The 12,286-nt window shown below is 37.1% G+C and carries 15 protein-coding genes; all 15 read left to right on the top strand.

Annotation, left to right across the window (positions count from 1 at the left end; translation table 11 throughout):
* Positions 1-3 precede the first annotated feature (3 nt).
* The 15 genes from ACFSAV_RS02280 to apaH all read left to right on the top strand — a co-directional run bounded on the left by ACFSAV_RS02280 (position 4) and on the right by apaH (position 12,230).
* Complete coding sequence (locus ACFSAV_RS02280; protein WP_379095737.1) at positions 4-249, top strand: recombinase RecA; 246 nt, start codon at positions 4-6, stop codon at positions 247-249.
* A 50-nt stretch (positions 250-299) separates the two neighbouring features.
* Entirely contained in the window at positions 300-1,580 is a 1,281-nt protein-coding gene (hisD, locus tag ACFSAV_RS02275) for a histidinol dehydrogenase (RefSeq protein ID WP_379095734.1), read from the top strand.
* 20 nt (positions 1,581-1,600) lie between these two features.
* Positions 1,601-2,647 (top strand): histidinol-phosphate transaminase, encoded by a 1,047-nt coding sequence (gene hisC, locus ACFSAV_RS02270; RefSeq protein WP_379095731.1) that lies wholly within the window; start codon positions 1,601-1,603, stop codon positions 2,645-2,647.
* Between the two features lie 25 nt (positions 2,648-2,672).
* Positions 2,673-3,143, top strand: a complete 471-nt coding sequence (locus ACFSAV_RS02265; RefSeq protein WP_379095729.1) for a hypothetical protein — start codon at positions 2,673-2,675, stop codon at positions 3,141-3,143.
* A gap of 13 nt (positions 3,144-3,156) precedes the next feature.
* A complete protein-coding gene (hisB, locus tag ACFSAV_RS02260; RefSeq protein ID WP_379095726.1) occupies positions 3,157-4,248 on the top strand; it encodes a bifunctional histidinol-phosphatase/imidazoleglycerol-phosphate dehydratase HisB in 1,092 nt (363 codons plus the stop codon).
* Between the two features lie 57 nt (positions 4,249-4,305).
* Entirely contained in the window at positions 4,306-5,370 is a 1,065-nt protein-coding gene (locus ACFSAV_RS02255) for a hypothetical protein (protein WP_379095724.1), read from the top strand.
* Entirely contained in the window at positions 5,367-5,963 is a 597-nt protein-coding gene (gene hisH / locus ACFSAV_RS02250) for an imidazole glycerol phosphate synthase subunit HisH (RefSeq protein WP_379095721.1), read from the top strand. The genes ACFSAV_RS02255 and hisH overlap by 4 nt, the downstream gene beginning before the upstream one ends.
* A 43-nt stretch (positions 5,964-6,006) precedes the next feature.
* Positions 6,007-6,756 (top strand): 1-(5-phosphoribosyl)-5-[(5-phosphoribosylamino)methylideneamino]imidazole-4-carboxamide isomerase, encoded by a 750-nt coding sequence (gene hisA / locus ACFSAV_RS02245; RefSeq protein ID WP_379095718.1) that lies wholly within the window; start codon positions 6,007-6,009, stop codon positions 6,754-6,756.
* Positions 6,738-7,511, top strand: a complete 774-nt coding sequence (gene hisF, locus ACFSAV_RS02240) for an imidazole glycerol phosphate synthase subunit HisF (RefSeq protein ID WP_379095715.1) — start codon at positions 6,738-6,740, stop codon at positions 7,509-7,511. The genes hisA and hisF overlap by 19 nt, the downstream gene beginning before the upstream one ends.
* Positions 7,511-8,137 carry a DUF2726 domain-containing protein gene (locus ACFSAV_RS02235; RefSeq protein ID WP_379095712.1) on the top strand — a complete coding sequence of 209 codons (627 nt, stop codon included), beginning with the start codon at positions 7,511-7,513 and terminating at the stop codon, positions 8,135-8,137. Before hisF ends, ACFSAV_RS02235 begins: the two co-directional genes overlap by 1 nt.
* Positions 8,100-8,714, top strand: a complete 615-nt coding sequence (hisIE, locus tag ACFSAV_RS02230; RefSeq protein WP_379095709.1) for a bifunctional phosphoribosyl-AMP cyclohydrolase/phosphoribosyl-ATP diphosphatase HisIE — start codon at positions 8,100-8,102, stop codon at positions 8,712-8,714. The genes ACFSAV_RS02235 and hisIE overlap by 38 nt, the downstream gene beginning before the upstream one ends.
* 156 nt (positions 8,715-8,870) lie before the next feature.
* On the top strand, positions 8,871-9,416 hold the full coding sequence (pyrR, locus tag ACFSAV_RS02225; protein WP_379095706.1) for a bifunctional pyr operon transcriptional regulator/uracil phosphoribosyltransferase PyrR: 546 nt from the start codon (positions 8,871-8,873) through the stop codon (positions 9,414-9,416).
* A gap of 74 nt (positions 9,417-9,490) precedes the next feature.
* Positions 9,491-10,420 (top strand): peptidylprolyl isomerase, encoded by a 930-nt coding sequence (locus ACFSAV_RS02220; protein WP_379095703.1) that lies wholly within the window; start codon positions 9,491-9,493, stop codon positions 10,418-10,420.
* Positions 10,421-10,518: 98 nt separating this feature from the next.
* Entirely contained in the window at positions 10,519-11,385 is an 867-nt protein-coding gene (gene rsmA, locus ACFSAV_RS02215; RefSeq protein WP_379095701.1) for a 16S rRNA (adenine(1518)-N(6)/adenine(1519)-N(6))-dimethyltransferase RsmA, read from the top strand.
* A gap of 20 nt (positions 11,386-11,405) precedes the next feature.
* Positions 11,406-12,230, top strand: coding sequence for a bis(5'-nucleosyl)-tetraphosphatase (symmetrical) ApaH (gene apaH, locus ACFSAV_RS02210; RefSeq protein ID WP_379095699.1), 825 nt, complete (start codon positions 11,406-11,408; stop codon positions 12,228-12,230).
* Positions 12,231-12,286 lie beyond the last annotated feature (56 nt).

Below are 12,286 nucleotides of genomic sequence, written 5' to 3'. Positions count from 1 at the left end.
AAGATGCCATTCACTCCATCACAGCAACAATCACTTTTAGCACAAAAAGGCATCGGTACCACCATTTTGAAGCGTTTACAGGAAATGGGACTAGATGATGTCAAACAGCTCGCTCATACTAACCCAGAATTCATTCTCCAAAGAGGTGCTGAAATCACAGGGTCAACCTGTTGGCGTAATAGCCCACAAGCGCGCAAAGCGATTGAAACTGCAGTGAATTGGGCACGAACACAATTAATCAGAGAATAAGTAAGTTACTGATATAGCAAATCACATTAACGAAATTGAAGAGAAAAAAAATGCAGACACACATTTGGAATAATTTGAGTTTTATCGAAAAACAAACCGCTCTTTCTCGCCCCACACAAACCACTGGTGAGCAAATTACGCAGGCTGTGAATGCAATCAAAACCAATGTCATGAACAATGGGGATAAGGCATTGTTTGAACTTGCAGAAAAATTCGACAAGATAAAACTCGAAAACCTTATCATCTCTAAAACACAAATTGAGAAAGCAAGTCAGCGTATTTCTACAGAATTAAAACAAGCCATTCAAACGGCAAAAAGCAACATTGAACGTTTTCACCAAGCACAAAAAAATCAAATAGTAGACATCGAAACTCAAGCGGGAGTGCGCTGCCAAGTTGTCACTCGTCCTATCCAAAAAGTGGGGTTATATATCCCAGGCGGTTCTGCTCCACTTTTTTCAACTGTGTTAATGCTTGCTGTACCAGCACAAATCGCAGGTTGCAAAACGGTCGTGCTTTGCTCACCACCACCGATTGCTGACGAAATTCTTTATACAGCTAATTTATGTGGTATAGAAACTGTTTATGCTATTGGTGGCGCACAGGCAATTTTTGCTCTAGCAAATGGCACTGAAACAGTACAAAAAGTAGATAAAATTTTTGGACCAGGTAATGCATTTGTTACTGAAGCTAAACGCCAAGTACTCCAACAAGGCACCGCCATTGATATGCCAGCAGGTCCTTCTGAAGTACTGGTGATCGCTGATGAATTTGCCGACCCAGACTTTGTCGCCAGTGATCTTCTTTCTCAAGCAGAACATGGTGCGGACTCACAAGTCATTTTAGTCACTAATTGTGAAACTGTAGCAAAACAGACCGCACTTGCTATCGAACAACAACTAACACGCTTACCGAGATCAGAAACTGCACGCAAAGCGCTGTCACACAGCCGTATTTTTATTGCTGAAGATTTGCAACAATGTGTGGAAATTAGCAATGCTTATGCGCCTGAACATCTAGTTGTGCAAGTGGAAAATGCGCGTAATTTACTCCCCTTCTTAGATAATGCAGGTTCAATTTTCTTAGGTGCTTATTCTCCTGAAAGTATGGGCGACTATGCCAGCGGCACTAACCACGTACTGCCAACTTATGGCTACACTCGTACCCATTCCAGTTTAGGTCTAGCCGATTTCAGTAAACGCATGACAGTACAAGAACTCAGTCCACAAGGCTTTAAAAATCTTGCTAACACAGTGATGCTAATGGCAGAGGCTGAGCAATTAGAAGCTCATAAACAAGCAGTGGAAATTCGCTTACAAAAACTAAAATAACGAGAAAATAGGAACACAATATGTCAATTTCACAACTGTCACGTAAAAATATTCAAGCCTTAACGCCCTATCAATCCGCACGTCGTTTGGGGGGGAAAGGCGATATTTGGTTGAATGCGAATGAATACCCAACCTCACCTGATTTTAATTTAACCAATCGCACATTTAACCGTTACCCCGAACCACAACCGCAAGCAGTAATTGAAGGCTATGCAAACTACGCAGGTGTTCAGCCAGAAAATGTGTTAGTCAGCCGTGGTGGCGATGAAAGCATTGAATTGATTATCCGTGCTTTTTGCGAAACCGAAGATAGTGTACTCTACTGCCCACCCACTTATGGGATGTATGCCGTCAGTGCCGAAACTTGTGGTATTGCGTTAAAAACGGTGCCATTGACTACGGATTTTCAGCTCAATTTGCCTGAAATCGAACGCAATCTTGCAGGTGTGAAAGTAGTGTTTGTATGTAGCCCAAATAACCCAACAGGCACACTAGTCAACCGTGCGGATTTGTTAGCCTTATTAGAAATGACACGAGGTAAAGCTATTGTGGTAATTGATGAGGCTTACATTGAATTTTGCCCGCAAGCAACAATGATCTCTGAGCTGAAAAATTATCCCCATCTTGCTATTATCCGTACTCTATCCAAAGCCTTTGCTCTAGCAGGCTTACGTTGTGGTTTCACGCTTGCCAATAAAGCGTTAATCGACGTGCTACAAAAAGTGATCGCTCCTTATCCATTACCCGTACCTGTGGCAGATATTGCAGCACAAGCTTTACAAACAGAAGGCTTGAAAGCGATGCAAAAACGCGTAAAAGAAATTCTGCAAAATCGTACCGCACTTCAAGTTGAATTAAGTAAATTGGCTTGTGTCGAGAAAATTTTTGCAAGTGACGGCAACTATTTATTAGTGAAATTTAAAGATGGACCTAAAATCTTCAAAGCCCTCTGGGATCAAGGCATTATCTTACGTAATCAACATAGTGCTTTAATGTTAGAAAACTGTATTCGTATTACTATTGGTTCACAAAAAGAAAATGAAAAACTTGTAACTTTAATAAAATAATAAATTTTTTCAAAGGTTTTATAAAATGGATAATAAACAAATTAACACAAAGCAATATTTATTAAAAATCACAAAAAATGCTTTATTAGGAATATTATCAGTTATTATCGCTATATTAGCTATTGCTTTTGTAGTAACAATTCTTGAGCAGCGAGAGATTGCTATGAGAGAAATGCAAGGAATAAGTGATAATAGAATGCTTCCTGCATATATGATGATTTTTATAATGGGTATAATATACCTCATAAATTCTATTATTATCATGATCCCATCAATAATTTTTATAATATATAGGAAATTAACCAAAAATTGGAAAAATATTTTTTATGCTTTGATAATTTATATAATCACGTTGTTACTATTCTTTAAATTTGTTCTTCCATTTATTGGTATTTTTCTATTTATATACTATTTTTCTAGTTATGCTTTATATATTCATATAGCTATTGCATTAATTATATTTTGGTTTATGTTACCAAAATTAAATGATTTTTGATAAGGGTAATAATATGACACAACAAGCTATTCTTTTTATCGACCGCGACGGCACGTTAATTGATGAGCCAAAGACAGATTTCCAAATTGACAGTTTAGAAAAATTACAATTTGAACCGAATGTCATTCCAGCGCTGTTGAAGCTCAAACCCTTTTACCGTTTTGTGATGGTTAGCAACCAAGATGGCTTAGGCACGGCTTCTTTCCCACAGGAAAATTTTGACAAACCACATAATGCGATGATGGCGTTCTTTAAATCGCAAGGTATCGAGTTTGATGAGGTGTTAATTTGCCCGCACAAGCCAGAAGACCAGTGCGATTGCCGTAAGCCCCAAACCAAGCTGTTGAAAAAATATATTGATAAAAAACTGTTCGACCCAGCCACCAGTTTTGTAATTGGCGATCGTACGACTGATGTACAACTGGCAGAGAATCTTGGGGTTCGTGCCCTACAATATGATCGTGAAAAACTCAATTGGGATCTGATTGTGGAAAAACTTTTACCAAAACAGACCGCACTTTTAGACCGCAAACTACGCTATGCCGAAGTAGTGCGCACCACCAAAGAAACAGACATCAAAGTACAAGTTTGGTTAGATGAAACTGGCATAAATGAAATCAAAACTGGCGTTGGTTTCTTCGATCATATGCTCGATCAAATCGCTACACACGGCGGTTTTAGAATGAACGTGAACTGCAAAGGCGATTTATGGATCGACGAACACCACACTGTTGAAGACACCGCCCTCGCACTTGGCACAGCCTTAAAACAAGCGCTTGGCGATAAACGCGGCATTCAGCGTTTCGGTTTTGTGTTGCCAATGGACGAATGTAAAGCGGAATGCACGATGGATCTGTCTGGTCGTCCTTATTTCAAATTCAAAGCTAAATTTAAACGCGATAAAGTGGGTGATTTCAGCACTGAAATGACAGAGCATTTTTTCCAGTCGATCGCTTATACCTTAATGGCAACCTTGCACCTGAAAACCAAAGGCGACAACGACCACCACAAAATCGAAAGCCTGTTTAAAGTGTTTGGACGCACGTTAAGACAGTGTATTAAAGTGGAAGGGAATGCATTGCCGAGTAGTAAGGGGGTTTTGTAATAATGAAACTTAACTAAATTCTAGCCATATAACAATTGATAAAAATAAGGAAGAAAAATGCTTGATAAAACCTCATTACAAAGAGCGATCGATTTCTTAACCCAACAAGACATATCAGAAGGAAAAAGTAGATATCACTCCTGTAAAGAATTCTTAGAATTTCTATTATATAACCAAGATGAACTGAAAGAAATAGCCCCATTTAATTATCATTATATTGGAGAAAGATTTGAAAATTATTTATTAAATGGCACATATCATAATAAATTTGAAGATTTCTACTTATTATGTATGAGATTTTTGAGAGAGATTATATTTTACATAAGAAGAAATAAAGATGAGGGTTTCTTTTTAGAATCCGCTTGGAGTTTTTTTGATAATGAAACAATGAATTCATTTGATGATAACAACCACCAATATGTTCACTATATAAGAGAAAAAATGGGAATTGATATTCTTAATTTCTACTTTGGACAAGATGGATTTAAAGCATTTAAAGAATACGGAAAATTCAAGATTGACATTGATAAAAGTAATAAAAACCTTCTGAAAAATAAAGAAAATTTTGAGAAATTTCTTTCTGAAAAAGAAGAAAGTGTAAAAAGGTTAGAAAGTGTATTAAATGAACAAAAAACAGCATTTAACTTTGTAGGCTTATCAAAAGGATTTGAAAACCTTTTAGATAAGAAAATTACTGCAAGAAACTGGACATTCAGATTTTTGATAGGGATAAGCATTGCCTTACTTGCAACGCCCCTAGTTTATATATGTTTATTATTGAATAACCCAGAAATAATTAAAAATCCTGAATTATGGAAACCATTATTACCTTTTATTGGTCTAGAAATTATTTTCTTATATTTCTTCAGAGTTATTCTTAATCACTACAATTCAATTCAAACACAAATAATGCAACTTGAATTAAGGCAATCACTCTGCCAATTTATTCAAAGTTATGCTGATTATGCAAAAGAAATCAAAGAAAAAGATGATATATCTTTAGAGAAATTTGAGAACATTATTTTTAGTAATATCTTATCCGATGGTAATAAAGTACCAGGAACTTTTGATGGAATAGAAACATTAGCTAGTTTAATTAAAGAAATTAGAGGTGGTAAATGAACCGACTAAAAATAATCAACACCGGCTGCGCCAACCTATCCTCAGTCAAATTTGCCTTTGACCGCTTAGGGTATCGCGCAGACATTACCGATAATATCGAGAAAATTAAATCCGCCGATAAATTGATCTTACCCGGTGTGGGTACAGCGAAAGTAGCGATGCAAAATCTAGCGAATTTAGGTTTAATTGAGGTTATCCAAAATCTCAAACAGCCTGTTTTAGGCATCTGTTTGGGGATGCAATTAATGACCGAGTTTTCAGAAGAAGGCAATTTGGAGTTGTTAAAGCTGATGTCTGGCAAAACAGAAAAATTGCCTGATTGTCATCTGCCTTTGCCACATATGGGTTGGAACAAAGTGCATTATTCAACCGATCACCCGCTATTTGCAGAGATTGAGCAAGACAGCTATTTTTATTTTGTGCATAGCTATGGCGTGTTGCCGAATCCACACACGATTGCCACTTGCGACTACGGTGTGCCGTTCTCTGCGGCAATCCAAAATAACAATTTTTATGGCGCACAATTCCACCCTGAGCGTTCTGGCAAGGCGGGGGCGCAGTTTTTGCGTAACTTTGTGGAAAATATTAAATAAGTGCGGTCGATTTTTTAAAAATTTTGCCAATACAGGAAAACATATGAAAACATCACAAATTATCCCCGCCCTTGATTTGATTGACGGTCAAATAGTGCGCCTTTATCAAGGTGATTATGGGCAGAAAACCCTTTATTCCGATAACCCAATTGCCCAATTTCAAGATTATGTGGCACAAGGGGCGAAGCAATTGCATTTAGTGGATCTCACTGGTGCGAAAGATCCCAATAAACGTCAAACTCAACTGATCGGTGAAATTATCCGTGCGGTGAATTGCCCAATTCAAGTGGGTGGCGGTATTCGCAGCGAACAAGATGTAGTGGATTTATTCGCAGCTGGCGCCAATCGAGTGGTGATTGGTTCAACAGCCGTAAAGCAGCCGAATATAGTCAAGCAGTGGTTTAATAAATATGGCGCAGAAAAGTTTGTGCTGGCATTAGATGTAAATATCAACATACAAGGTGAAAAACAAATTGCGATAAGCGGTTGGCAAGAAAATAGTGGTATAACACTAGAAACGTTGATCAGTGATTTTAGTACAGTCGGTTTACAGCACGTTTTATGTACTGATATTTCTAAAGACGGCACATTACAAGGCTCAAATGTTGAGCTTTACCGTGAAATCTGTACACAATTCCCTCATATCATATTTCAATCTTCAGGTGGGATTGGCTCACTTTCTGATATTGAAGCATTAAAAGGTACGGGCGTGGCAGGCGTGATCGTTGGACGTGCGTTGTTAGAAGGAAAATTCAGCGTGCAGGAGGCAATTCAATGTTGGCAAAACGGATAATTCCTTGCTTAGACGTGCGTGATGGTCAAGTAGTCAAAGGCGTACAGTTTCGTAACCATGAAATCATTGGTGATATTGTGCCGCTGGCACAACGTTATGCCGAAGAAAGGGCGGATGAATTGGTATTCTATGATATTACCGCTTCGTCAGACGGTAGAACTATTGATAAAAGTTGGGTTGAACGTGTAGCACAAGTAATCGATATTCCATTCTGCGTGGCTGGTGGTATTAAAAGTGTAGCAGATGCCGAAAAACTCTTTGCGTTTGGTGCTGACAAAATTTCGATAAATTCACCTGCATTAGCTGATCCAAACTTGATCAATCAGTTAGCAGATCGCTTTGGAGTACAGGCAATTGTGGTTGGTATTGACAGCTGGTTTGAAAAACAAACAGGTAAATATTGGGTCAATCAATATACGGGTGATGAAAGTCGCACTCGTCAAACCAATTGGCAATTACTCGATTGGATAAAAGAAGTACAACAGCGCGGTGCGGGGGAAATTGTATTAAATATGATGAACCAAGATGGTGTACGCCAAGGCTATGATATTGCTCAACTTAAATTAGTGAGAAAAGCTTGCTATATTCCATTGATTGCCTCTGGTGGCGCTGGTGAAATGATCCATTTCCGCGATGCCTTTATGGAAGCAAATGTGGATGGTGCATTGGCAGCCAGTGTATTTCATAAGCGAATTATTGATATTGGGGAATTGAAAACATATTTGAATAAAGAAAATATCGAGGTAAGAAAATAATGTGGCAAGGTATATTAAGCCAGTTTTATTCTTCTTTGTATCCATTGTTTGGAATAGTAATAATAGCTATTTTTTTGAAGGCTACTATTATCATTCTCACCAAAAAGAGAAAGAAAAACAAATATATATGCTCTAATTCAAATACCTTCAATAAATTAGAAATACTATCAAAAGCTAAATTTCGAAAATGTTCTTTAATGAATAAGAGTGAATATACATTATATTCTAGATTATCTCATTTATTAGATGTACAGCATGCAAAACAAGGATTCAAGTTATTTTCTCAGGTTTCAATGGGTGAATTTATTCAATCAAATGATCAAAATGCATTTAATCTAATTAACAACAAAAGAGTAGATTTTCTAATCATCGATAAAGATTGTAACCCTATTGTAGTGATTGAATATCAAGGAAGTGGTCATTATCAAAGCAATGCTATCGAACGAGATACAATAAAAAAAGAAAGCTGTCGTCAAGCAAATATCGAATATATCGAATTTAAACAAAACTATGATGAACTTGATTTTCAAAGAATTTCGAAAATATTAAATGTAAATCATCGTATGTTTATAGCAAATGAGGAACTTTATGTTAACAACCCAAATCAATTGGCAAAAAGTCGATAATCTACTCCCTGTGATTATTCAAAATGCTACCACTTGTGAAGTGTTAATGCTCGGTTATATGAACCAAGCAGCGTTAGAAAAAACCTTGACAGAAAAACGCGTCACCTTTTTCTCACGTACTAAAAACCGTTTGTGGACTAAAGGGGAAACTTCAGGACATTTTTTAAATGTAGTGGATATGAGTTTAGATTGTGATAACGATGCGTTGCTTATTTTAGTCAATCCAAGCGGCGAAACTTGCCACACCGGAGCGGAAAGCTGTTTTTATCAGTTTGAAGATTCTGTACAGCCTGATTGGATTTTCTTTAGCAAATTGGAGCGTTTAATCGCTAGTCGTAAAGGCGCAGATCCAACTAGTTCTTACACCGCTCAACTTTATGCCAAAGGCACTAAACGAATCGCACAAAAAGTTGGTGAAGAAGGAGTAGAAACAGCACTTGCCGCGACAGTGAAAGATCGTAATGAAACCATTTGTGAAGCCGCAGATTTAGCTTATCATTTAACAGTCTTACTGCAAGATGCGGAACTGTCGTGGACAGACGTAATCACAAAGCTTAAAGCACGCCATGCAAAATAATTAAAAAAACGACCGCACTTTAAGTTTAAATATGCCTAAAAGTGCGGTCTGCTTTTAGGAAGTTTATTGGCTTAAACTACAATTTTCTTATAGGATATTACTTGCTTTTATGCTATTTTAAAGCCCAAATTTTCTTATTTATTTAGGTCAATTATCATGGAAAAAATCATTATTGATGAAAACCAATTTCTCCGTACCATTTCTCGTATCTCTCACGAAATTATTGAAAAACACCAAAATTTAGATAACCTTGTTATTGTCGGTATTAAGCGCCGTGGCGCAGAGATTGCTGAACTAATTAAAAAGAAAATAGCTGATTTAGCTAAAGTCGAATTACCTTCTATTGATTTAGATATCACTTTTTATCGTGATGATCTTGAATACGCTGAGCCTAATGCGCCCACACCAACCTATAGTGGTGCTTCAAACTTCATCAGCATCCACAATAAAGAAGTTATTTTGGTTGATGACGTGCTCTATACAGGTCGAACCATCCGAGCAGCACTAGATGCATTAGTTGATTTTGGACGTGCTGCAAAAATTGAGCTGGTTATTTTCGTTGATCGGGGACACCGTGAATTGCCAATTCGTGCTGATTATGTTGGCAAAAACGTCCCAACTAGTCGCAGTGAAGAGGTACAAGTACGTACAATAAAATTTGACAATTGCTACGAAGTTGCACTGATTTCACCAGCTAAATAAAGTTTGTGAACCTTTTACAAAATTGATACTCTAACCAATGTCATTTTTAATTAATTAAAATAATGGAATAGATAATGAAAACCATTAATATGAAATCTATTTTCTTCACACTACTCGGATTATTTATGGTTTCAACAACACAAGCTGCTGAACGTGTTGTTGCAACAGTGAATGGTACCCCTATTCTAGAAAGCCAAGTAAAAAAACAAGTAGGTAAAAATGGAGATCGCCAAGCTGCATTAGATAAAGTCATTGACGATATTTTAGTGCAACAAGCTATCGAAAATTCAGGTATCAAAGTGGACTACGCACAAGTAGATCAAATCATTGAAGGTATTGCTGCACAAAATGGTTTAACTTATGGGCAATTACTCGATGCATTAGATTATCAAGGTATTAGTTATAACGCTTATCGTCAACAAATTGCGAACCAAATTTTAATGACAGAAGTGCGTAATCAAGCAATTGGGCAAAGCATTGATGTGACAAGAGAGCAAGTAGAAGCATTGAGCCAACAACTGCTAAATCAAGCAAAAGAAAAAGGCACTGAGAAAAAAGTATCTGCTAAGCAATATGAAGTTCGTCATATTTTATTAAAATTAAACCCATTATTAAATGATACACAAGCAAAAGCACAATTAACTCAAATTCGTGCTGATATTTTAGCTGGCAAAATAACTTTTGCTGATGCTGCACTAACATATTCAAAAGATTATCTTTCTGGAGCCAATGGTGGCAGCTTAGGTTTTGCTTTTCCTGAAACCTATGTTGCGCCATTCCAAAAAACCGTATTAAACAGTAAAAAAGGTGTTATTTCAGCGCCATTTAAAACAGAGTTTGGTTGGCATATTTTAGAAGTAACAGATACACGTGAAAGTGATCGAACAGTTGATGCATATCGCCAAAAAGCCTATGAACAATTAGTGAATGAACAAGTAAAAGGTGTTGAAAATGATTGGGTTAAAGCATTACGTAAACATGCAGATATTCGTTACTTAAAGTAACCACAAATTAATCCTTAAATCCCAGCACATAAGCTGGGATTTTGCTTTATAATAGACCACACTTTTGACACGATGATAAACCCCATAATTGAGAATATATGAATTCAAAAAAACATTTAGGTCATACTGCTCGTAAACGTTTTGGACAAAACTTTTTACATGACAATAATGTAATCCAGAGCATTGTTGCTGCGATCTACCCACAAAAAGATCAATTTCTAGTCGAAATTGGACCGGGATTAGGTGCCTTAACTGAACCCGTGGGTGATTTAGTGGATCATTTGACAGTAGTTGAATTAGACCGTGATTTAGCAGAACGTTTACGTCACCATCCTTTCTTACATCACAAAATTACTGTGATCGAAACTGACGCAATGCAATTCGATTTTGCACGACTTTATCAAGAAGCCAATCTGGCAGAAAAAAAGCAAAAAATACGTGTCTTTGGTAACCTGCCGTACAATATTTCTACTCCATTAATGTTTCACCTGTTTAAATATCATGACTTAATTCAAGATATGCACTTTATGTTGCAAAAAGAGGTCGTGAAACGTTTATGTGCGGGACCAAATAGTAAAGCTTATGGACGTTTAACCATTATGGCACAATATTTTTGCCAAGTGATGCCTGTACTTGAAGTACCACCAACTGCATTCAAGCCTGCGCCTAAAGTTGATTCTGCAGTTGTTCGTTTAGTACCACACAAACAATTACCACATCCAGTGAAAGAGCTATACTGGTTAAACCGTGTATGTAGCCAAGCTTTTAACCAACGCCGTAAAACCCTTCGTAATGCTCTATCGACGCTATTCACGCCCAAACAATTATCAGAATTAAACATTGATTTAACTGCGCGTGCAGAAAATTTATCTATTGCAGATTATGCTCGTTTAGCAAATTGGCTTGCCGATAATCCACCAACAGAGATAAATACAGATCAGTTGATTGAGAACCTAGATGATTAATGAAATAAGTGCGGTGTAAAATGGCGACATATTTAGTAGGTGATTTACAAGGCTGTTATGATGAGTTGCAGCTTCTACTTGAGCAAGTACAATTCGAACCAGATAAAGATCAACTTTATTTAGTTGGAGATCTAGTTGCTCGTGGCGATAAATCACTTGAATGCCTGCGTTTAGTTAAATCTCTGGGTAACTCAGCCAAAACAGTACTAGGTAATCACGATTTACATTTAATTGCTACCGCACTTGGTATCAAACCTATAAAAGCACGTGATCGCGTTGATGAAATCTTCAAGGCAGATGATTTTGATGAACTTATCCATTGGCTGCGCCACCAACCTCTACTCATTCACAATCAACAACTCAATTTTATCATGGTACATGCTGGTATTTCGCCTGATTGGAATCTTAATATGGCAAAACAATGTGCTCATGAAGTAGAGCAAGTACTACAACATGGCGATTATCACTATTTAATTAAAAATATGTATGAAAACCATCCTGAGCGTTGGAATGATAATTTACAAAGTTTAGATCGCCTGCGTTATAGCATTAATGTATTCACTCGCATGCGTTTTTGTTATTGGGATCATCGTTTAGATTTTGCCTGCAAACAGCCACCACAATCTGCACCAGCTGAATTAACACCTTGGTTTAATTTGGATAATCCACTTTATCAAACGACGCCTATTATCTTTGGTCATTGGGCGAGTTTAGTCGATACACTAACACCAACGAATATTTATGCATTAGATACAGGCTGCGTGTGGGGCAATCGTATGACTATGTTACGCTGGGAAGATAAACAATATTTCACACAATCTGCAGTAAAAAATTACAATAGATAGCAACATAGCAACCTATAAAAAATTATGAGCGTCATCTTATCCATATCTCGTTCTTA

The organism is Pasteurella oralis, assembly GCF_042681465.1.
GTDB classification, from domain to species: Bacteria; Pseudomonadota; Gammaproteobacteria; order Enterobacterales; family Pasteurellaceae; genus Pasteurella; species Pasteurella oralis.
The sequence above is the reverse complement of the archived record's forward strand: the minus strand, read 5'-3'. Positions and strand labels throughout refer to the sequence as shown.